Origin of the sequence: Caulobacter sp. S45 (assembly GCF_009765965.1) — a bacterium.
Taxonomy (GTDB): Bacteria; Pseudomonadota; Alphaproteobacteria; order Caulobacterales; family Caulobacteraceae; genus CAHJWH01.
Genome location: NZ_LMUL01000014.1, coordinates 672,161 through 692,620 on the forward strand (window position 1 = coordinate 672,161; position 20,460 = coordinate 692,620).

22 protein-coding genes are annotated in these 20,460 nt (G+C 68.2%); 12 read left to right on the forward strand and 10 right to left on the reverse strand.

The window, feature by feature from the left end; all coding sequences use genetic code 11:
• Nucleotides 1-109: 109 nt before the first annotated feature.
• Together GSQ87_RS10235 and GSQ87_RS10240 are read left to right on the forward strand one after the other, a co-directional pair.
• The gene (locus GSQ87_RS10235) at nt 110-445 is read left to right on the forward strand and encodes a hypothetical protein (RefSeq protein ID WP_158915350.1); all 336 of its coding nucleotides are present in this window, start codon (nt 110-112) and stop codon (nt 443-445) included.
• A 124-nt stretch (nt 446-569) separates the two neighbouring features.
• Complete coding sequence (locus GSQ87_RS10240; protein ID WP_158915351.1) at nt 570-932, forward strand: hypothetical protein; 363 nt, start codon at nt 570-572, stop codon at nt 930-932.
• Between the two features lie 75 nt (nt 933-1,007).
• Here GSQ87_RS10240 and GSQ87_RS10245 read toward each other — a convergent pair whose 3' ends face one another.
• Entirely contained in the window at nt 1,008-3,395 is a 2,388-nt protein-coding gene (locus GSQ87_RS10245) for an ATP-dependent helicase (protein ID WP_158915352.1), read from the reverse strand.
• 170 nt (nt 3,396-3,565) lie between these two features.
• Here GSQ87_RS10245 and GSQ87_RS10250 point away from each other — a divergent pair, with 170 nt between their 5' ends.
• Nucleotides 3,566-3,769 (forward strand): hypothetical protein, encoded by a 204-nt coding sequence (locus GSQ87_RS10250; RefSeq protein WP_158915353.1) that lies wholly within the window; start codon nt 3,566-3,568, stop codon nt 3,767-3,769.
• A gap of 7 nt (nt 3,770-3,776) precedes the next feature.
• Here GSQ87_RS10250 and GSQ87_RS10255 read toward each other — a convergent pair whose 3' ends face one another.
• Entirely contained in the window at nt 3,777-3,986 is a 210-nt protein-coding gene (locus GSQ87_RS10255) for a ribbon-helix-helix domain-containing protein (protein WP_158915354.1), read from the reverse strand.
• 228 nt (nt 3,987-4,214) lie between these two features.
• Here GSQ87_RS10255 and GSQ87_RS10260 point away from each other — a divergent pair, with 228 nt between their 5' ends.
• From GSQ87_RS10260 to GSQ87_RS10275, 4 genes are all read left to right on the forward strand, one after another.
• Nucleotides 4,215-5,270 carry a type III polyketide synthase gene (locus tag GSQ87_RS10260; protein ID WP_158915355.1) on the forward strand — a complete coding sequence of 352 codons (1,056 nt, stop codon included), beginning with the start codon at nt 4,215-4,217 and terminating at the stop codon, nt 5,268-5,270.
• Nucleotides 5,271-5,274: 4 nt separating this feature from the next.
• The gene (locus GSQ87_RS10265; protein ID WP_158915356.1) at nt 5,275-5,769 is read left to right on the forward strand and encodes an isoprenylcysteine carboxyl methyltransferase family protein; all 495 of its coding nucleotides are present in this window, start codon (nt 5,275-5,277) and stop codon (nt 5,767-5,769) included.
• 54 nt (nt 5,770-5,823) lie between these two features.
• Nucleotides 5,824-6,900: a peptide chain release factor 1 gene (gene prfA / locus GSQ87_RS10270; RefSeq protein WP_158915357.1), complete on the forward strand. Its 1,077-nt coding sequence runs from the start codon at nt 5,824-5,826 to the stop codon at nt 6,898-6,900.
• Nucleotides 6,901-7,087: 187 nt separating this feature from the next.
• On the forward strand, nt 7,088-7,306 hold the full coding sequence (locus GSQ87_RS10275; protein WP_158915358.1) for a hypothetical protein: 219 nt from the start codon (nt 7,088-7,090) through the stop codon (nt 7,304-7,306).
• Between the two features lie 18 nt (nt 7,307-7,324).
• Here the strand turns inward: GSQ87_RS10275 and GSQ87_RS10280 are convergent, their stop codons facing one another.
• From GSQ87_RS10280 to queC, 3 genes are read right to left on the reverse strand one after another with little or no spacing between them, the layout of a single operon-like run.
• The gene (locus tag GSQ87_RS10280; protein ID WP_158915359.1) at nt 7,325-7,693 is read right to left on the reverse strand and encodes a 6-carboxytetrahydropterin synthase; all 369 of its coding nucleotides are present in this window, start codon (nt 7,691-7,693) and stop codon (nt 7,325-7,327) included.
• Nucleotides 7,694-7,728: 35 nt separating this feature from the next.
• Complete coding sequence (gene queE, locus GSQ87_RS10285; RefSeq protein WP_158915360.1) at nt 7,729-8,364, reverse strand: 7-carboxy-7-deazaguanine synthase; 636 nt, start codon at nt 8,362-8,364, stop codon at nt 7,729-7,731.
• Nucleotides 8,361-9,107 carry a 7-cyano-7-deazaguanine synthase QueC gene (gene queC, locus GSQ87_RS10290; protein ID WP_158915361.1) on the reverse strand — a complete coding sequence of 249 codons (747 nt, stop codon included), beginning with the start codon at nt 9,105-9,107 and terminating at the stop codon, nt 8,361-8,363. The genes queE and queC overlap by 4 nt, the downstream gene beginning before the upstream one ends.
• 200 nt (nt 9,108-9,307) lie before the next feature.
• Between queC and GSQ87_RS10295 the strand changes: the two genes are divergently transcribed.
• Nucleotides 9,308-9,631 carry a hypothetical protein gene (locus GSQ87_RS10295; RefSeq protein ID WP_158915362.1) on the forward strand — a complete coding sequence of 108 codons (324 nt, stop codon included), beginning with the start codon at nt 9,308-9,310 and terminating at the stop codon, nt 9,629-9,631.
• A gap of 156 nt (nt 9,632-9,787) precedes the next feature.
• Here GSQ87_RS10295 and GSQ87_RS10300 read toward each other — a convergent pair whose 3' ends face one another.
• Together GSQ87_RS10300 and GSQ87_RS10305 are read right to left on the reverse strand one after the other, a co-directional pair.
• Nucleotides 9,788-11,209 carry a sigma-54 dependent transcriptional regulator gene (locus tag GSQ87_RS10300; protein WP_158915363.1) on the reverse strand — a complete coding sequence of 474 codons (1,422 nt, stop codon included), beginning with the start codon at nt 11,207-11,209 and terminating at the stop codon, nt 9,788-9,790.
• Between the two features lie 28 nt (nt 11,210-11,237).
• On the reverse strand, nt 11,238-12,326 hold the full coding sequence (locus tag GSQ87_RS10305) for a nitrogen regulation protein NR(II) (RefSeq protein ID WP_254062871.1): 1,089 nt from the start codon (nt 12,324-12,326) through the stop codon (nt 11,238-11,240).
• Nucleotides 12,327-12,586: 260 nt separating this feature from the next.
• On the opposite strand from GSQ87_RS10305, the gene GSQ87_RS10310 reads away from it, so the two are divergent.
• From GSQ87_RS10310 to glnA, 3 genes are all read left to right on the forward strand, one after another.
• Nucleotides 12,587-12,925, forward strand: a complete 339-nt coding sequence (locus GSQ87_RS10310; protein WP_158915365.1) for a P-II family nitrogen regulator — start codon at nt 12,587-12,589, stop codon at nt 12,923-12,925.
• A gap of 37 nt (nt 12,926-12,962) precedes the next feature.
• The gene (locus tag GSQ87_RS10315) at nt 12,963-14,390 is read left to right on the forward strand and encodes an ammonium transporter (protein WP_305764185.1); all 1,428 of its coding nucleotides are present in this window, start codon (nt 12,963-12,965) and stop codon (nt 14,388-14,390) included.
• An 83-nt stretch (nt 14,391-14,473) separates the two neighbouring features.
• A complete protein-coding gene (gene glnA, locus GSQ87_RS10320) occupies nt 14,474-15,880 on the forward strand; it encodes a type I glutamate--ammonia ligase (protein ID WP_158915367.1) in 1,407 nt (468 codons plus the stop codon).
• A 200-nt stretch (nt 15,881-16,080) separates the two neighbouring features.
• Here glnA and GSQ87_RS10325 read toward each other — a convergent pair whose 3' ends face one another.
• Genes GSQ87_RS10325 through GSQ87_RS10335 form a run of 3 tightly spaced genes read right to left on the reverse strand, consistent with a single transcriptional unit; the run spans nt 16,081 to nt 19,322 of the window.
• Nucleotides 16,081-17,358, reverse strand: coding sequence for a glutamate-5-semialdehyde dehydrogenase (locus tag GSQ87_RS10325; RefSeq protein ID WP_371416664.1), 1,278 nt, complete (start codon nt 17,356-17,358; stop codon nt 16,081-16,083).
• Nucleotides 17,351-18,508 carry a glutamate 5-kinase gene (proB, locus tag GSQ87_RS10330; RefSeq protein ID WP_158915368.1) on the reverse strand — a complete coding sequence of 386 codons (1,158 nt, stop codon included), beginning with the start codon at nt 18,506-18,508 and terminating at the stop codon, nt 17,351-17,353. The genes GSQ87_RS10325 and proB overlap by 8 nt, the downstream gene beginning before the upstream one ends.
• A 7-nt stretch (nt 18,509-18,515) precedes the next feature.
• On the reverse strand, nt 18,516-19,322 hold the full coding sequence (locus tag GSQ87_RS10335) for a chorismate mutase (RefSeq protein ID WP_158915369.1): 807 nt from the start codon (nt 19,320-19,322) through the stop codon (nt 18,516-18,518).
• 407 nt (nt 19,323-19,729) lie between these two features.
• On the opposite strand from GSQ87_RS10335, the gene GSQ87_RS10340 reads away from it, so the two are divergent.
• Nucleotides 19,730-20,452, forward strand: a complete 723-nt coding sequence (locus GSQ87_RS10340) for a thioredoxin family protein (RefSeq protein ID WP_158915370.1) — start codon at nt 19,730-19,732, stop codon at nt 20,450-20,452.
• The last annotated feature ends 8 nt before the right edge of the window (nt 20,453-20,460 follow it).

Below are 20,460 nucleotides of genomic sequence, written 5' to 3' on the forward strand. Positions count from 1 at the left end.
AATGAACGCCACCGTCCAGGTGAGTTCAGACGCCACCTCCTAAAACGGCATGGTCGAACAACGGCGCCGCCCCTCGGAGCGACGCACGAGCAAACGGAAGGAGATCGAGATGATCAAGAAGATCGCTACCGCCGCCGTCGCGGCTCTGACCCTGGGCGGCGCCATTGCTGGCGTGGCCACGCCCGCCGCCGCCCAAGGCTTCCATGGCGGCTATGGCTACCATGGCGGCGGGTATCGCGGCGGCCGTGGCTGGGGCGCCGGCGCCGCCGTCGGCGCGGGCATCCTGGGCCTGGCGGTCGGCGCGGCCATCGCCGACCGCCCACACTATGCCCCCGGCTACTACGCGCCGGCCTACGGGTATGGATACGGGTACGGCGGCCCCTGCCGCCCACACCTCCGCTGGGACCCCTACATCGGTCGCTACGTCAACGCCGGCTATTGCTGACGGTTGAGCCGGAGGGCTCCGTGACATCCTCACGGGGCCCTCCTTTTTGGGCGTGACTTGGGGGAGGCGGGAGCCAAAAGCCAAGCTTTGCGTTTCATCAGAACTTTTATGGAAAGGGCCGGGCATGGCTTCGAAATTCTTTAAGGTGGCGGCTGCCGCCCTGGCGATCGCGGCGACCACCGCGATCACCACGCCGGCGTTCGCCCAGCACGGCGGCGGCCATGGTGGTGGCGGCCATGGTGGTGGCGGCGGATTCCACGGCGGCGGCGGCGGTCGTGGCGGCGGTGGGTTCCACGGCGGCGGTGGCGGTTTCCATGGCGGTGGCTTCCGTGGTGGCCGCGGTTATGGATACGGTCGCGGCTACGGATACGGCTATGGCCGCATCTTCGGCTACTACGGCGGCTATCCCTGGTACTGCCGCGGACATCGTCACTGGCGCTGGAGCGGCTATGCGGGCGCCTACGTGTTCGCCCCCGGCTATTGCTAAGCGCTTCGCCTAGCTTCTGATTTTGCACCGCCCGTTCCGCTCACGCGGGGCGGGCGGTTTGCGTTTCAGAGCTCCTCAGCCCGGCTCGACGAAGCTGTCGAGAACGCGCTTCTCGCCGGCCTTGGTGAAGTCCACGGTCAGCTTGTTGCCTTCGACCGCAGTCACCAGGCCCGGGCCGAACTTCTGATGGAACACCTTGTCGCCGCGCTTGTAATTCGACGTCGTAGCGCTCGGATCGGAGGTGGCGATCAGCCTCCCCTCGCCCTCGATCACGCCGGACCGACCACGGGCGCGCGACAGGCCGAACTTTTCGGACGACACGCGCGATGATCCGAGCCCACCACGTTCCTGCGCCCGCTTCCAGCCCGGCGAGGAATAACCCGACCCGAACACCGGCGGATCGTCGAAGCGGCTCTTGGCCTCTTGCATGCCTGGGCCGCCGCCGTAGTAGCCGGTTTCCGAACTGGCCTCCACGTTGTGCGGCGGCAGTTCGTCCACGAAGCGGGACGGCAGTTGCGAGGTCCAGCGTCCATAGACCTGGCGGTTGGCGGCGAACGAGATGCGCGCATCCTCCCGCGCGCGGGTGACGCCGACATAGGCCAGCCGCCGTTCCTCCTCGAGCCCCTTCTCGCCCTTTTCGTCCACCGAGCGTTGGGACGGGAACACGCCCTCCTCCCAGCCCGGCAGGAAGACCAGCGGGAACTCCAGCCCCTTGGCGGCGTGCAGGGTCATGATCTGCACGCTGTCGGCGCCCGGCCCCCGGTCCAGGTCCATCACCAGGCTGACGTGCTCCAGATAGGCGGTCAGGCTGTCGAACTGGGCCATCGACTGGACCAGCTCCTTCAGGTTGTCGAGCCGGCCCTGGCTCTGCGGGCTGCGGTCGGCGCGCACCATGTCGGTGTAGCCGCTCTCCTCCAGCACCGTCTCCATCACCTCCGCGTGGCGCGCATTGGCCGCCAGCCCCCGCCAGCGGTCCATGTCGCGCAGGAAGTTGGCCAACGCGGTGCGGGTGCGGGCGGGCAACTCGTCGGTCTGGACCAGCCCCCGCGCCGCCAGCGAGGCGGACAGGCCGTGCACACGGGCGGCGGACAGTAGCTTCTGCACGCTGGCGTCGCCGATACCGCGCTTGGGCTGGTTGACGATGCGCTCGAAGGCGAGGTCGTCCTCCTCGGAATTGATCAGGCGCAGGTAGGCGTGGGCGTCGCGGATTTCGGCCCGCTCGAAGAAGCGCGGGCCGCCGACCACCGTGTAGGGGATCTGCAGCAGCACGAAGCGCTCTTCGAACGCCCGCATCTGGAACGAGGCGCGCACCAGCACCGCCACCTCGTTGTAGCGCCGCTTGGTCCGCCGCCAGCGTTCGATCTCGTCGCCGATCAGCCGGGCCTCGGCCTCGCCGTCCCAGACGCCGGAGACGCGGACCTTCTCGCCGCCCTTCTGTTCGGTCCACAGAGTCTTGCCCAGCCGACCCTTGTTGGTGGCGATCAGCCCGGAGGCGGCGGCCAGGATGTGCTCGGTCGAACGATAGTTGCGCTCCAGCCGCACCACCTTGGCGCCGGGGAAGTCCCGCTCGAAGCGCAGGATGTTGTCCACCTCGGCGCCGCGCCAGCCATAGATCGACTGGTCGTCGTCGCCGACGCAGCAGACGTTGCGCCGCCCCTGGGCCAGCAGCCGCAGCCACAGGTACTGGGCGACGTTGGTGTCCTGGTACTCGTCCACCAGCAGATAGCGGAACCGCTCCTGGAAGCTCTGCAGCACATCCGGATGGGCGGTGAAGATGGTCAGGTTGTGCAGCAGCAGGTCGCCGAAATCGCAGGCGTTCAGAGTGCGTAGCCGGTCCTGGTACATCCGGTAGAGCGCAACGCCCCGGCCGTTGGCGAAGCCGTCCCCTTCGGCCGGCGGGACCTTGTCGGGGACCCAGCCCTTGTTCTTCCACTGGTCGATCAGGCCGGACAGGTGGCGCGGCGTCCAGCGCTTGGCGTCGATGTTCTCGACCTCGATCAACTGCTTCAGCAGGCGCTGCTGGTCGTCGTCGTCCAGGATGGTGAAGCTGGACTTCAGCCCCACCAGTTCGGCGTGGCGGCGCAGGATCTGGGCGGCGACGGAGTGGAAGGTGCCCAGCCAGCGCAGCCCCTCGGCCTGGCCGCCGATCAGGTGAGTGATCCGCTCGCGCATCTCGCGCGCCGCCTTGTTGGTGAAGGTGACGACCAGCAGCTCCCAGGGCCGCGCGCGATTGGTGCTGAGGATGTGGGCCAGCCGCGTGGTCAGCACCCGCGTCTTGCCGGTGCCCGCGCCCGCCAGCACCAACACCGGCCCATCCACCGCCTCGACCGCGGCGCGCTGCTCGGGGTTCAGGCCGGACAGGTAGTCGGCGGCGGCGTCGACGCGGGCGAGGTCGGAGATACGGGGCGTGGAGACGGACGGGGACGATGTGGACGTAGGTTGAGACGAGCTAGGTTGAGACACGGGGCGTTCCTGAATCGAAGAACGAATGTAGCACACGCGGGTGCGAGCTTAAGACCCTGCGGCCAAACACCGTGCGATGGGACGCGCCCCAAGGGGTGCGGTATAGGACGGCTCCGGAACTTCGACTCCCACCGTCCGTTCCGAAAGATCATTGCGCTATAGGGGACGACATGAGCGATCCGGCTACCCCGAAGGTCTCCAGCCGGGTCTCCCCGCTCGCGGTCATCGTCGTGGTCATCCTCGTCGGGCTTGCCGTGCTGATCATGGTGCGGATGCATCGCCATCATCTGATGACGCCCGGCGGCGTGAAGGCTCCGACGTCCGCCGCCATGCCGGGGCGACCCGATGTGCGTACTAGCGCGACCAACGGCTAATCGCCTTTTACTGAGCGCGACCCGCCCAGGTCAGCGCCGCAACCCGACAGGCGGACGCCAGCGCCCTGCCGCCCCGTCCTTCATCGATGCACCGGATCAGCGCCGCAAGACTGATATCCTGCACCACCGCCATGGCCTGTAGCACGGCCCAGAACTCCGCCTCCAGCGCAAGCGAGGTTTCGTGGCCGCTCAGGGTGACGGATTTCTTTTGTAACATCAGCGGCGATCGTAACGTTTTCGAAATGGCGTCTGGGCGCGGACGATGTAATCAATCCGCACAGGCGGTCCAGTCCCGCCCTTCGCACAGATCTCAGGAGCCTTTGCGGTTCGATCGGAATTTTTGAACCAACCACAAGGGCTCTCCCACTAACGTAGCTTCCGAACCTGCTGGCCGCCGCGCCAGGCGTCCCCTTCGGCCAGCAGGCTCTTATCGCCGGAGTAATGGATGCCATCGCCTCGTCTGGTCGCGGTCGAAACGGCCACGCCGCCTCATGTCCTCGTCCAGACCGAGGTCGCGGCGCGCGCCGCGGAAGTTTTCAAGGGTAAGGTGTTCCGCACGCCCGACCTGCTCTCGATCTTCGAAAACACCGGCATCAAGACCCGCAAGGCCATCCGACCCATGGCCTGGTATGGCGAACAGCATGGCTGGGCCGAACGCAACGAGGTCTATCTCGAAGGCGCCCAGGACCTCTATGTCGAGGTGGCGCAGAAGGCCCTAAACGCCGCCGGCCTGAGGGCCGATGAGATCGGCGCCCTGGTCACCGTCTCGTCTTCCGGCATCTCCACCCCCAGCCTTGAGGCGCGGGTGTTCGGGCGGATGGGCTACGATCCCAAGGTGCGGCGCACGCCGGTATTCGGGCTGGGTTGCGGCGGTGGCGCGGCGGGACTGTCCCTCGCCGCCCGCATCGCCCGCGAAAATCCGGACAAGCCCGTGCTGCTGGTGGTGGTGGAACTGTCCACCCTGGCCTGCCGCCCCGACGAAGCCAGCAAGGAGAACATCATCTCCACCGCCCTGTTCGGAGACGGCGCGGCGGCGGCGGTGGTGTCGGCCGGGCCGGACGCCAAGGGCCGCAAGATCATCGCCACCGGCGAGCATCTCTGGCCAGACACCCTGCAGATCATGGGCTGGCGCATCGACCCACTGGGGTTCGGGGTGATTCTGGCCAACTACGTCCCGGCCTTCGTCTCCAAGAACCTGGCGGAGGCCGCCGGCGACTTCCTGAAAACCGCCGGGCTGACCCACGAGCAGGTCGGCCGCTATGTGTGCCATCCCGGCGGGGCCAAGGTGGTGCCCGCGATCGAGGAGGCGCTGCAGCTGCCCCACGGCTCGCTCGACCTGGAGCGCCAGACCCTGGCCGAGTACGGCAATATGAGCGCGCCCACCGTGCTGTTCATCCTCAAGCAGGCGATGGAGCGCGGGGTGGACGGCCCGATCGTGGCCTCGGCCATGGGACCAGGCTTCACCGCCCACTTCCTGGCGCTCGGCGCGGACGAGGGCTGAGGTCGTGCCCGGCGCTCTGATCCTTCTCGTCTTCGTCACCCTCCAGCGTCTCGCCGAGCTGGTCTGGAGCCGTAGCAACGAACGTCGCCTCCAGGCGATGGGCGCCGTGCAGGCGGGCGCCAAGCACTATCCGATCATGGTGGCCCTGCACGGGCTTTGGCTCGTGGCGCTGTGGCTGTGGGGTTGGGACCGGCCGCTGGTCTGGCCCTGGGTCGCCATATTCATCGTGCTTCAGCTCGGACGCGTCTGGGTGCTGGCCACGCTCGGCCGCCGCTGGACCACACGGGTGTTCGTGCTGCCGGGCGAGACCCTGGTGCGCAAAGGCCCTTTCCGGTTCGTCAGCCATCCGAACTATGTCGTGGTGATCCTGGAGATCTTCGCCCTGCCGCTGGCCTTCGGGCTGGTGTGGGTTTCGCTGGCGTTCGGGCTCGCCAATCTGGCGCTGCTGGCGTGGCGGGTTCGGGTGGAGAACCGTGCGCTGGACACCGTCCGGGGATAGACGAAACATCGCGCCCCTGGACGCGCCGCTCCGCGCGTTCCATATCCCGCCGCCATGCATCTGCCTCAGGCCAAGCTGAATTCCGTCCTCGACCGTTTCCACGAAGTGGAGGCGCGCATGTCGGCCGCCTCCGACGGCGCCGAGATCGTGCGCCTGTCCAAGGAGCACGCCGAACTTCGCCCCGTCGCCGACGCCGTGAGCAATCTGGCCAAGGCGCGCGCCGAACTGCCGGAACTGGAGGAGATGGCGGCCTCCGGCGATCCGGAGATGAGCGCGATGGCCCGCGAGGAGATGGCGGCGCTGAACGCCCGCCTGCCCGACCTGGAACGCGGCGTCGCCCTGCTGCTGGCGCCCAAGGACCGCGACGAGAACGCCAGCGCCATCCTGGAAGTGCGCGCCGGCACCGGCGGCGACGAGGCGGCCCTGTTCGCCGGCGACCTGTTTCGCATGTACCAGCGCTACGCCACGCTGCAGGGCTGGCGGATGGAGATCGAGGACGTCTCCGAAGGCGAGGTCGGCGGCTACAAGGAGATCATCGCGTCGGTCACCGGCGACGGCGTGTTCGGCCGGATGAAGTTCGAGAGCGGCGTCCACCGGGTGCAGCGCGTGCCGACCACCGAGACCCAGGGCCGCATCCACACCAGCGCCGCCACCGTCGCCGTCCTGCCCGAACCCGTGGACGTGGAGATCGAGGTCAACGACGCGGACATCCGCATCGACACCTACCGCTCCTCCGGCGCCGGCGGCCAGCACGTCAACAAGACCGACTCCGCGGTGCGCATCACCCACCTGCCCACCGGCATCGTGGTCACCTCCTCGGAAAAGTCCCAGCACCAGAACCGCGCCAAGGCGATGAAGGTGCTGAAGGCGCGCCTGTACGACGCCCAGCGCGGCCAGCTCGACGCCGACCGGGCCGCCGCGCGCAAGGAGCAGGTGGGCTCGGGCGACCGCTCCGAACGCATCCGCACCTACAACTTCCCACAGGGGCGGGTGACCGACCACCGCATCAACCTGACCGTCTACAACCTGCCCAAGGTGATGGAGGGCGACGCCCTGGACGAACTGGTCAACGCCCTGATCGCCGACGACCAGGCCGCCCGCCTGGCCACGCTGGAAGACGAGTTCGGCTGACGGGGCTGCGTGCTTCGAGACGCGGCTCGCGCCGCTCCTCAGCATGATGAAACCTGGGGATTCGCCAAAACCTTCGTCGTGCTGAGGAGCCCCGAAGGGGCGTCTCGAAGCACGCACCACGCCAATAGCGTCAACGATTGATGAACGGATGATCGGCTAAGCTAAGCGGCTGAGACCGGAGCCTCCCGTGCAATCCCTTCGCCTGATACGTCTGGCCGCCGCCGCCGTCGTGGCCGCCTCCCTGCCGCTTGCTGGTTGCGTGGTGGGCGCGGTCGCTGGGACGGCGGTCGGCGTTGCGGGCGCGGCGGTGAAGACCGGCGTCAAGGTGGCCGGGGCGACGGCGGGCGCGGCGGTCAACACCACCGGAGCCGTGGTGCGCACCGCAACGGGCGGCGGCGGTCGTTAAGCTGCTGCGACGGCTGGGCTAAAGCTCCAGCGCACAGCGCTCGTGCACGGTCGGACGCGAGATCACGATCCGCGACAGGCCCGGGAATTCCGGCTTCAGGCGCGCCGCGAAATACAGGCACAGCCGTTCCAGGGTGGGGCTCTCCAAGCCGGGCTTCTCGTTGAGCAGGCCATGGTCGAGCTCGCCCGCCACCGCCTTCAGCACCGCGTCCAACCGGCCCAGGTCTTCGACCCAGCCGACCGGGCCCTGGATCACGCCGCGCACGGTCGCCTCCACCTGGAAGGAATGGCCATGCAGCCGGCGGTACTCGCCCTTAGGCCCGGCCGGCAGACTGTGGGCGGCGTCGAAGCTCGCGGCCTTGGTGATCTCGAATACAGGATCGGACATGATGCAGTCTTGAACAGGAAACCTTGGAGGAAGCCCTAAGGCAGGCCGAGATATTTGTGGGTCTGGACGCTCAATCGCCAGCGCGGATGGTCCAGGCAATAGGCGATGGCGGCCTGAGTGTTCTCCGCGCGGGCGGGGCCGTCCATGGGTTGCAGCAGGAAACGTTCGAAGTCCAGCGCTTCGAACCGCGCCGGATCGACGCCGGGCTGGGGATAGACCAGCTTCAGTTCCTGGCCGGACGTCTGCACCAATTGCGTCGCGCCCTTGGGGCTGACGCAGATCCAGTCGACGCCGGGTACGACCTCAAGCGTCCCGTTGGTCTCGATCGCCAGCTCGAACCCCGCCGCGTGGAAAGCATCCGCCAGGGCGGCGTCGAGCTGGAGCATCGGCTCGCCGCCGGTGCAGACCACCAGCCGCGGCTCGCCCACAGGACCGCGCCACAGGGCCTCGGCGGCGGCGATCAGATCGGCCGGCGTCTCGAACCGGGCGCCGCCAGGGCCGTCCATGCCCACGAAGTCGGTATCGCAGAAATTGCAGGCGGCCTCGGCCCGGTCCTGCTCGCGTCCGGACCACAGGTTGCAGCCGGCGAAGCGGCAGAACACCGCCGGACGACCGGCCTGACCGCCCTCGCCCTGCAAGGTGAGGAACAGTTCCTTGACGGCGTAGCTCATGCCGCCGCTCCCTCGCGCCACTCCACCCAGCCCTTGGCCCGCAGTTCGCACGCCGGACAATGGCCGCAGCCATAGCCCCAGGCATGGCGTTCGCCGCGCTCGCCGAGATAGCAGGTGTGGCTGTCCTCCAGGATCAGGTCGACCAGGGCCGAGCCGCCGAGCTCTTCGGCCATGGCCCAGGTCTGCGCCTTGGTCAGCCGCATCAGCGGCGTCTCGATCGTGAACGGCCGGTCCAAGCCGAGCTGCAGCGTCTGCTGCATGGCGTCGAGCGTGTCGCGACGGCAATCGGGATAACCGGAGAAATCAGTCTCGCACATGCCGCCGATCAGGGCCTCGATCCCACGCCGATCCGCCAGGGCCGCCGCATAGATGAAGAACACCAGGTTGCGGCCCGGCACGAAGGTCGAAGGCAGGCCCCGGTCGGTCATTTCGATGGCCCGGTCCGCCGTCAGCGCCGATTGCGCCACCGCCCCGAACCCGCGCAGGTCGAGCACATGGTCCTCGCCCATACGCTCCGCCCACTGGGGGAAGCGGTTGCGCACGCCCTCCAGCACCCGCTGGCGAGCCTGCATCTCGACGCCATGGCGCTGGCCGTAATCGAAGCCCGCCGTCTCCACCCGGCCGTATCGCTGCAGCGCCCAGACCAGGCAGGTCGAGCTGTCCTGGCCGCCCGAGAACAGCACGAGCGCTCCACCGGAACGCGGAAGCGGCGATGGCGAGGGGTCTCGAATCGGATCGGGCATGGGGACAGACCGGGACCGCACCGCCCAAGCAGCGAGCAATGGCGCAGCGCGTCGGTTCGGGAACGTGGATGAAAGATGCGCCGATGCTCTACACCACCTGGACGATGGCGGAAACCGTGAGCGCCGCGCGCACGGCGACGTTTGCCCGCAGAGTCCGGGACGCCAGGTCCGTGTAAGGGTCGAAAGATGGAGACCGTGGAATGATCTGGCTGCTGGCCGTGGCCGCAATGGCGGGGGCCGCCGCCCAGGACGACCCGCAGGCGACCGTCCAGGAACTGCAACAGGTCTACCAGGACAGCTGCGCCCAGCGCGCCTACGGCGCCTTCGACGACGTCTGCGACCAGATCAATCAGCAGCTCCACCAAGCCCAGGTCGCCGCCGATCGCGCCGCACGCGAAGCGAGGCGGAAACCGCCCAAGACGGTCGTCCCCAAGCCGATTGCGCCGACGGCTTCCGACGCGCCAGCGTCGGCCGCGCCAACCCAGGCCGCGCCGCCAGCGCCGCCGACTGAACCACGCGGGTAGCTTGCCTCCCTCTCCCTCGAAGGGAGAGTGTCGGGGTGAGGGTGTGGCGCCCGGCGTTCGGAAGCCCGATGAGGCGCAGCCTCACAAGCCCTATCGGAAGCGTTCTGCACTCACCCCCATCCCTGCCCTTCCCCCTTCGAGGGGGAAGGAACAAGCTTAAGTGCGTCGCCGCCCCACTTCCAAACCGAGCATCTCGATCTTCTTGCGCAGGGTGTTGCGGTTGATGCCCAGGACCTCGGCCGCCTTGATCTGGTTGCCGCGCGTGGCGTTCAGGGTCAGGCGGATCAGCGGCCGCTCGATGCTCTCCAACGTCCGGTCGTAGAGTCCTGCGGCCGGGAGGTCGCCGCCGCCGGCGTTGAACTGCACCATCAGGCTCTGCTCGATCAGGTCGTCGATCGACACGCGCGGATCGCTGGCCAGATCGACCCGCTGCTCCTCCTGCAATTCCCGTTCGATCAGGCGGTCGGTGATCAGGTCCTCGGTGTAGAGGGCCGAGACGCGGCGCATGACGTTCTCGAGCTCCCGCACGTTGCCGGGCCAGCTATGGCGAGCCAGCCGGTCCAACGCCGAACCGTCCAGCGTCTTGGACGCCCCGCCGTCGCGATGGGCGCGAAACAGGAAGGCGCGGGCCAGGTCGGGCACGTCGTCGATCCGGTCGCGCAGCGGCGGCAGGCGCAGGATCGCCACGGCCAGGCGCAGGAACAGGTCCTCGCGGAACTGGCCCTGCCGCACCCGTTCGCGCACATGCTCCCCGACCGAGGCGACGACGCGCACGTCGACCATCCGGCCGGTTTGCGGATTGACCGGGCGCTCGCCGCCGTCCGCCAGACCCAGCAGGCGCGCCTGGGCGTCCAGCGACAGATCGTCGATCCCATCCAGGAACAGGGTGCCGGTGTCGGCCTCCAGCAGTTTTCCGCCGGACGCCCCATCGGGCGTTCCAAACAGGGTCGCGTCCACCCGATCAGCCGAGAGCCCCGCCAGGCGCACAGTCACGAACGGCCCCTGCCGGCGCGAGCCTAGATCGTGCAGGGCGCGGCCAGCCAGCGCCTTGCCAACCCCGACCTCGCCCACGATCAGGACATTCAGGTTGGTGTCCACAAGTCGGGCCAGGGTGCGGTAGACGTCCTGCATCGGCGGCGAGCGGCCGATCAGCGGCAGACCCTCGTCGCGCAGGGCGCGCGCCTGGGCGCGGGCGCGCACCGCGTCGGCCGGACGAGCGAGGGCCCGGCGCGCCACACTGACCATCTCGTCCAGGTCGAACGGCTTGGGCATGTAGTCGAAGGCGCCGATCTGGGCCGCGTTCACCGCCGTCAGCAGGGTGTTCTGCGCGCTCATCACGATGGCCGGCAGCTGCGGCCGCATCTTGCGCAGGCGCGGCAGCACGTCGAAGGCGTTCTCGTCGGGCATCACCACGTCGGTGATCACCAGGTCGCCCTCCCCGTCCGACACCCATTTCAGCAGGGTGGCCGCCGACCCCGTCGCCCGCACCTGGAACCCGGCGCGGGTGAAGGCCTGGCTCAGCACCAGGCGGATGGAGGTGTCGTCGTCGGCGATCAAAACCTTCTGGGGGACGTTCACGCCTTGGCTCCGATACGAAGGGTTTTCATCAGGAAGCGTCCACCGCGATGGGCAGCAGGACGTGGAAGACCGTGCGGCCGGGCTCGGATTCGAACTCGATCAGCCCGTCGTGGGCGTGGACCAGTTTGGCCACCAGGGTCAGGCCCAGGCCCATGCCGGACAGCTTGGTGGTGACGAAGGCGTCGAACAGGCGATGTCGGAGGTCCGGCGGCACGCCCGGACCATTGTCCTGGATTCTGACTTCGAGCGGCGCGCTGAGCCAGCCCTGCCCTGCGGTGCGCAGACGACTGCCCATACGATAGGCAGTCGAGATGCGAACCTGCCCTTGGAGGTCGCGGCGCTCCAGGGCGGCTTCGGCCGCATTCTTCACCAGGTTGAGGAAAATCTGCACAAGCTGATCCTCGTCGCCCAGCACCATCGGCAGCGAGGGATCGTAGCTATCCTGGAACGCCACCTGACCGTCGAAGGCGCTTGAGGACAGCATGCGCACACGGTCCAGGATGCGGTGGATGTTGAGCGGGACCCGCGCGGCGGTGCGCTCGTCCGAAAACGCTTCGACCTGATCCACCAGGCGGCGGATGCGGTCGGTCTCCTCCACGATCACCTGGGCCAGGGGCGCATCCGCCGGACTGGCGCCGCTCTTGAGCAGCTGGGCCGCGCCGCGGATGCCGGCCAGGGGATTCTTGATCTCGTGCGCCAGGGTGCGGCCCATGCCGGCGACCGAGCGGAGCGCTTCGCTGGCCCGCTCCCGCTTGGTTCCCTGGCTTTCCAGATAGAAGGTCGCGAGCACATCGCCCGACGGCAAGGGGCTGAAGGTCACTTCCGCCTCGAAGGTGATCACGCCCGGACAGCAGACCTCCACGCCGCCCTGGTGGACGAAGCCGTCCTCCGCGACCGCCCGGTCGAACAGGCGCATCAGCTCGCCGTCTCGCGTCGCTTCGCTCAGGCCGCGGCGGGACAGCGTGGCGAGCGCCTGGCCAAACAGCATCTCGGCCGCTTCGTTGGCGGCCTTGAGCAGACCGTTGGCGGACAGCACCAGGATGGGCCAGGGCGCGCCGTCGAAGGCGGATGCGCGAAGCGCCCGCTGTTCAGGGCCTTGGGGGTCGGGCTGGGGCAAGGACTCGGTTCCTCCTCGCTGCACGCCTAAGCCTCCTGTGGCCGCATCGCGCGATGTCATCGAAATGCGCAACCGCCCGCGAACTGTCAGCATACATATTAAGCAGTCGATGCCCAATATGCGCACATTTTACGCGCTGAACCGGAAATCTTGATGCTCGCTTTATCGCGGACGTGGGGCGGAGGCCGCCTCCTGTAGGAGGCTGCAATCCCAAAGCGACGGCGATGCAGCTGCTCGTTTCTGGTGGGGAAACTGCAGCGATGAAGCTGATCATGGCGGTCATCAAACCGTTCAAGATCGACGATGTCCGCGAGGCGCTCACCGCCGGCGGGATCGAGGGCCTGACCATCACCGAGGTCAGGGGCTACGGCCGACAGAAGGGCCAGACCGAGATCTATCGGGGGGCCGAATACGCGGTGAACTTCCTGCCCAAGGTGAAGATCGAGGTCGTGGTCTCCGACGACCTGGCCGAGCGCACGGTCGAGCTGATCCGCGCCGCCGCCATGACCGGCAAGATCGGCGACGGGAAGATCTTCGTCCTCGACGTCGAACAGGCCGTCCGCATCCGCACCGGTGAATCCGGCGCAGCCGCCCTCTAGAGCTCCAGTCGTTCCCATGCCCCAGATGCTCTTAGCCATGTCCAGGGTTCGTCGCGCCGCCGGCCTCGTTTCCGCCGTCCTGCTGGCGATCTGCCTGATCCCCGCCATGGCCTCCGCCCAGGCCGCGCCAAGCGCCGTCTCGCCGACGCCCGCCGTCAACGCCACCGGGGCGGCCGCCCCGGTCGCAGTTGCGCCCGCCACCGCCACGACCACGCCGGCGGCTGCGCCCGCGAGCGCCTTCAAGACCGACAGCGGCGATACGGCCTGGATGCTCGTCTCCACCGCCCTGGTGCTGATGATGACCATACCGGGGCTGGCGCTGTTCTATGGCGGCATGGTGCGCAAGCGGAACGTCATCGCCACCGTGGCCCAGTCGTTCGCCATCACGGCAGTGGCGACCCTGGTCTGGTTCGTGGCCGGCTATTCGGTGGCGCTGGGGACCGACCCGAGCGCCTGGGCCAACAACTGGTGGGGCGGCCTGGGGAACGTGTTCCTCAAGCAGGTCTCGATGACCAAGAGCTACACCATCGCCGGGACGGTCCTGACCATCCCGGAATACGTCTACATGATGTACCAGATGACCTTCGCGATCATCACGCCAGCCCTGATCTGCGGCGCGTTCGCCGAGCGGTTCAAGTTCTCCGCCCTGCTGCTGTTCACCGTGCTGTGGTCGCTATTCGTCTATGCGCCCATCGCCCACTGGGTCTGGGGCGGCGGCTTCCTGGGCGGGCTGGGGGTGATGGACTTCGCCGGCGGCACCGTGGTCCACGTCAACGCCGGGGTAGCGGGCCTCGTCTGCGCCCTGGTGGTCGGCAAGCGCCGTGGCTACGGCCACGACAACATGGCCCCCAACAACCTCGTCTACACCATGATCGGGGCCAGCCTGCTCTGGGTCGGGTGGTTCGGGTTCAACGCCGGCTCGGCTCTAGGCGCCAATGCGCTCGCGGGGGTGGCCATGGCCAACACCCAGGTCGCCACCGCCGCCGCCACCATCGCCTGGATGGCCGTGGAGTGGTTCCACCGCAAGAAGCCCACCCTGCTCGGCCTGGCCTCGGGCGCGGTCGCCGGCCTGGTCGCCATCACCCCGGCCTCCGGCTTCGTGACGCCTTGCGGCGCACTGTGGATCGGCCTGATCGCCGGTGCGGTCTGCTACTGCTCGGCGGTGTTCCTGAAGAACGCGCTGAAATACGACGACAGCCTGGACGCCTTCGGCGTGCACGGGGTGGGCGGCTTCGTCGGGGCGATCCTGACCGGGGTGTTCGCCGACGTCGGGATCAACACCCTGCCCAAGGGACACGGGGTGCTGGTCCAGTTCGAGAGCTGCATCGTGACCATCGTCTGGACGGCGATGGTCACCTTCCTGATCCTGATGGTCTGCAAGTTCACCACCGGCCTGCGCGTCACCGAAGAGGAGGAAGTGTACGGTCTAGACCTTGCACTCCACGGCGAGGCGATGCACGACTGACCGCGCGCCGGATCACCTTCCATCGCGACGGGGCCCAGGGGGCGCCCGCTCGCTTCCCGTGCAGGACCACGTTGGAGTTTTAGATGACGCCCGAAGAAATCTACGCCCAGATCAAGGAAAAGGACGTCAAGTACGTCGACCTCCGCTTCACCGACATGCGCGGGAAGATGCAGCACGTCACCTTCGATCTCAGCCTGGTCGACGACGAGTTCCTGACCGAAGGCACCATGTTCGACGGCTCCTCGATCTCCGGATGGAAGGCGATCAACGAGTCCGACATGCTGCTGCGCCCGGACCTGTCGACCGCCTACATCGACCCCTTCTACCAGCAGACCACCCTATTCCTGTTCTGCGACGTGCTGAACCCCGACACCTCGGAGCCCTACAACCGCGACCCGCGCTCCATCGCCAAGGCGGCGCTGAACTACGTGAAGTCAGCGGGCGTCGGCGATCAGGTCTATTTCGGCCCCGAAGCCGAGTTCTTCATCTTCGACGACGTGAAGTGGTCCACCGCCGCCCACAAGACCGGCTACAGCTTCGACTCGATCGAACTGCCGAGCAACACCGACAAGGCCTATGACGAGGGCAATATGGGCCACCGCCCCGGCCCCAAGGGCGGCTACTTCCCGGTCAACCCGGTGGACAGCGCCCAGGACCTGCGCGGCGAGATGCTGTCGGTGATGGAAGAGCTCGGCATGAAGCCGGAAAAGCATCACCACGAGGTGGCGCCCGCCCAGCACGAGCTGGGGCTGACCTTCTCCGACCTGCTGACCATGGCCGACCGGATGCAGCTCTACAAGTACGTCATCCACAACGTGGCCTCGGCCTACGGCAAGACCGCCACCTTCATGGCCAAGCCCTATTTCGGTGACAACGGCTCGGGCATGCACTGCCACCAGTCGATCTGGAAAGACGGAAAGCCCATGTTCGCGGGCGACAAGTATTCCGGCCTGTCGGAAATGTGCCTGCACTACATCGGCGGCATCATCAAGCACGCCAAGGCCATCAACGCCTTCGCCAACTCCACCACCAACAGCTACAAGCGTCTGGTGCCGGGATACGAAGCTCCGGTGAAGCTGGCCTATTCGGCCCGCAACCGGTCCGCCTCGATCCGTATCCCGTGGGTGTCCTCGCCCAAGGCCAAGCGCATCGAGGTCCGCTTCCCCGATCCCATGGGCAACCCCTACCTGACCTTCGTCGCCCTGCTGATGGCCGGCCTGGACGGGATCGAGAACAAGATCGATCCGGGCCAACCCATGGACAAGAACCTGTACGACCTGCCCCCTCGCGAGCAGAAGAAGGTTCCCGAAGTCTGCGGCTCGCTGCGCGAAGCTCTGGAAAGCCTCGACAAGGACCGCGCCTTCCTCAAGAAGGGCGGCGTGATGGACGACGACTTCATCGACGCCTACATCGAGTTGAAGATGGAAGAAGTCATGCGGCTGCAACTGCACCCGCACCCCGTCGAATTCGACATGTACTACAACTGCTAGGCTGAGCGCCTGGTCGATACGGAGAGGGCTGCGGAGCGATCCGCGGCCTTTTTCATGTGCTCTACATGTGCTGCGTGCTTCGAGACGCGCTGCGCGCTCCTCAGCATGACGAGCGTTTATGCAACCCAACAACCTAAGTCATCCTGAGGAGCCCCAAAGGGGCGTCTCGAAGGACGCACCACGCAGCCACGCGCGCACTTTCAGGCGCGCACCTGCCCCGTCCCGCGCACCACGTACTTGTAGGTCGTCAGCTGCTCCGCCCCCACCGGACCGCGCGCGTGCAGGCGGGCGGTGGAGATGCCGATCTCGGCCCCGAAACCGAACTCGCCCCCGTCGGCGAACTGAGTGGAGGCGTTGACCAGGACGATGGCGCTGTCCACCAGGTCGACGAACCGCTGGGCGGCGCCCGCATCCTCGGTGACGATGGCCTCGGTGTGGCCCGAGCCATAGGTGGCGATATGGTCCGCCGCCGCATCCACCCCGTCGACCACCCGCACCGCCAGGATCGGCGCCAGATACTCCGTCCGCCAGTCCTGCTCCACCGCCACGCCCATGTCGGGGACCAACGCCCTGGCGCGTGCATCGCCGCGCAGTTCGCAACCGCCCGCACAAAGATCGGCGGCGATGGCGGGCAACAAGCGACCCGCCGCGATGGCGTCGATCAACAGGGTCTCGGTCGAGCCGCACACCGAGGTCCGCCGCAGCTTGGCGTTGACGACGATGGCGCGCGCCTTGTCCGCATCGGCGCCGGCATGGACATAGGTGTGGCACAGCCCCTCGAGGTGACCGAGCACCGCCACCCGCGCCTCCGCCTGCACCCGCTCGACCAGGGTGCGACCGCCGCGAGGGATCAGCAGGTCGATGGTCCCTCCCAATCCCGACAACAGCTGCCCGACCGCAGCCCGGTCCGTATTCGGCACGATCTGCACGCAATCCTGCGGCAACCCCACAGCCGTCAGCCCACGAACCAGGGCGGCATGGATGGCCAGGTTGGAGCGCAGGCTCTCCGAGCCGCCGCGCAAGATACTGGCGTTGCCGGCGCGCAGGCACAGGGCCGCGGCGTCGGCGGTGACGTTGGGACGCGCCTCGTAGATCACCGCGATCACGCCGATGGGGGTGCGCACGCGGGTGAAATCCAATCCGTTCGGGCGCGTCCAATGGGCCATCTCGGCTCCGACCGGGTCGGGGATAGCCGCTACGGTGCGCAACGCCGTGACCACGCCCAACAGCCGCTCAACGTCCAGCGCCAGCCGGTCCACCATGTTGGGCGCGAGACCGGACGCGCGGGCCGCGGCGACGTCCTGAGCGTTGGCCTCCAGCACGTCAGTCTGCGCCTCAGCCAGGGCGTCGGCCATGGCCGTCAGCGCCTGGGTCCTTTGCTCGGCGGGGGCCAGCCTCAGCGCCTGCGCCGCCGCACGCGCGCGCTGACCCATGGCGGTCATGGCTTGGGCGAGCTCCTCGCCGCTGTCTTCAGCCATTGGCGGTCCTGCTCAACGGTTCGCCCGGCACCACCAGATCGTCGCGATGGATCAGCGCCGTCGGCCCCGGATAGCCCAAGGCCGCTTCGATCCCCTGGGACTGCAGGCCGATGATGCGCTGGGCGTCACTGGCGTCGTAGGCGCAGAGCCCACGCGCGATCTCACGCCCCGTCGGTTCGAGCACCAGCACCAGGTCGCCCTTGCCGAACGCGCCCTGCACCGCGCGCACGCCCGCCGGCAGCAGGCTCTTGCCCGCCTGCAGCGCCAACGCCGCGCCGGCGTCCACCGTCAGGCTCCCACGCGGGGCGAGACCGCCGGCGATCCACTGCTTGTAGGCCGCCATCGGCGTAGCGCTGGGCTGGACAAAGGTGGCGCGCGCGCCGGCCAGCAACGCCGACAGGGCGGCGACATCTCCCTCGGGCCGACCGGCCGCGATCAGGGTGGCGCAACCGGCGGCCTGGGCGATGCGAGCGGCGGCGAGCTTGGTGGCCATGCCGCCCGTTCCGACCCCGGTCTGGCTGTTGGCCCCGCCGGCCATCGCTTCGATCTCCGGCGTCAGGCTGGAGACCAGCGGCACATGCTGCGCCGTCGGATTGCGGCGAGGATCGGCGGTGTAGAGGCCGTCGACGTCGGAGAGCAGCACCAGCAGCTCGGCGCGGATCATCTGCGCCACCCGCGCAGCCAACCGGTCGTTGTCGCCGTAGCGAATCTCCTCGGTGGCGACCGCGTCGTTCTCGTTGACCACCGGGATGGCGCCGAGCTCCAACAGGCGTTCCAGCGTGGCCCGCCCGTTCAGCCAGCGCCGGCGCACCTCGGTGTCGTCGCGGGTCAGCAGCACCTGGGCGGCTGGCAAGCCGTGGGGTTCCAGCGCCTCTTCCCACGCACGCATCAGCAGGCTCTGCCCCGCGCTGGCGGCGGCCTGCTTGGTTTGCAGGTCGAGCTTCTCCCCCGCCGACAGGCCGAGCCGCCGGCGCCCAAGGGCGATGGAGCCGGACGACACCAGCAGGACCTTGCGCCCCTCCCCGACCAGCATCGCCACGTCGGCGGCAAGCCCGGCGATCCAGTCGCGGTCGACGCGCCCGTCCGGGTCCAGCAACAGGGCCGAACCGACCTTGACGACGATCCGCCGGGCCTGGGACAGGGCGCTCATGGCCGGGTTAGGCCTGCACGACGCTCTCGGCCGATAGCGAGAAGCTCGGCGCGCGCCCGATCACGCCGCGATAGCGGTCCATGGCCGTGACCTCGTCGGGCGCGCGGTCCACGGCGTAGAGCCGCCAGCCCTCGTCCAGGCCGAGCAGCCGGCGCGAGGGCTCGCCGCCACCGGCGTCGCCGCCGGCGGAGATGACGAAGGTCTGGCCGCCGGCCAGGGCCGCCGGGTCGATCCGCGCCACCGCCAGCGCGCCGGGCTCACGCCCGCCGTGGGGATTGTCGATGGAGTCGAACACCCACAGGTCGCGATACTGCGCGCCCAGGCGTGTCCACCAAGCCGTCTTCGGGTCGATGCCGAGCACCGCGACCGCGTTGCGCGTCGCCGCTCCGGCCAGCGCCTCCGCCGCGGTCTCGACCTCGATATAGATGGGCGAGGAGCCGAAGCGGCGGCGCGCGGAGTCCAGCACATGGGCCGGATCGGGGCCGCCCCAGACCAGGATCTCGAGCTCGCCCTGGCGCGCGAGGCCGGCGGCCATGATCTCGCGCCAGACGCCGAGCGCCAGCTTGCGGCACTCCGGTTCGGCCTGGGCCAGGATGCGCGAGACGACGGCCGCCTCGCGGTCGGGGCGCAGCTTGAGCGCGTTGACCTGGCCGGCGGACTTCAAGCCACCGATGCCGCTGGCCAGCGCCATGCGTCGCTGCAGCAGATCCAGGATGGTGTCATCGATACGGTCGATCTCGGCCCGCAGGTCGTGCAGGCCGGAGGTGGCGTCGGTATCGTCGGAGGCGTTCATCGCCGTGGAAATTTGGGTCATGATCTTGGCTTTTCGATGAGGGGTCGGGCGCGGCAGCTTCAAGGTGCGCGCAGGGGCCGCTGGCCGCTCTTTCCAGAGACGGTCGCCGGCAGGTGATCGAGGGAGAGGTCCCCTATCGGGCGATCACCTTAGCCGGCGTATCGAAAGCCGAAATAGCCGTAGAAATAGAACGGGAGCGCCCGAACGGTGAGTTCGTTCATTGGGAGGCCACGCACAGGCATGGTCGTGCTCCAAAAGGGCGCTAGGGCGGGATTGCCGGCACGATCCTTTCCCAGATCGTCCCCAGACTGTCAAGAAATCACAGCCGTACGGGAACGCCGTACTTGAAAAACGCCGCGTGCGGTAACGTCTTCCCTACCGGACACGAACGGATCGGGGACCCGGATGCGGTCCGAAGGAGACGCAAGATGAACGCCCGATCCATCGCCCCATGGCTCAGCGCCGTTTCGTTGGCCGCCGCGGGCATGGCGATCGTCGCCACGACCTCTCCCGGCCCAGCCATGGCCGCCGACCGCGACCACCCCGCGGTGGTGGAGCTGTTCCAGAGCCAAGGCTGCTCGTCCTGCCCGCCGGCCAACGCCAACGTCATGGCCATCGCCGACCGCCCAGACGTGCTGACCCTCAGCTGGCAGGTGACCTATTGGGACGATCTCGGCTGGAAGGACACCTTCGACAGCCCCGCCTTCACCGCGCGCCAGTGGGACTATGCCCACGCCTTCCATCGCGCCCAAGTGGCGACGCCCGAAGTGGTGGTGAACGGCCGCGCCGATGTGGTCGGCAATCGACGCGACGAACTGGAAACCCTTATCCGACACGAGGATCGCGGTTTAACAGGTCCGCAGGTCAGCTTCACCAACGGGCATGTCGCCGTGAGCGCCGGGACCGGACGCGGCGAGGTGGTGCTGGTCCGTTACGACCCGAACATCGTCCAGGTCCCGATCCAGCGGGGCGAGAACGGCGGCCGCACCCTGCCCCACCGCAACGTGGTGCGCGAGGTGGTGCGGCTGGGCGACTGGAGCGGTACGGCGCAAACCTACGCCCTGCCCGCGCCTACGCGTGCGGGCCTGAAGACGGCGGTGCTGGTGCAGGCCGGCGTCGGCGGTCCGATCCTGGCCGCCGGCCGGGGCTGAGCGCGGAG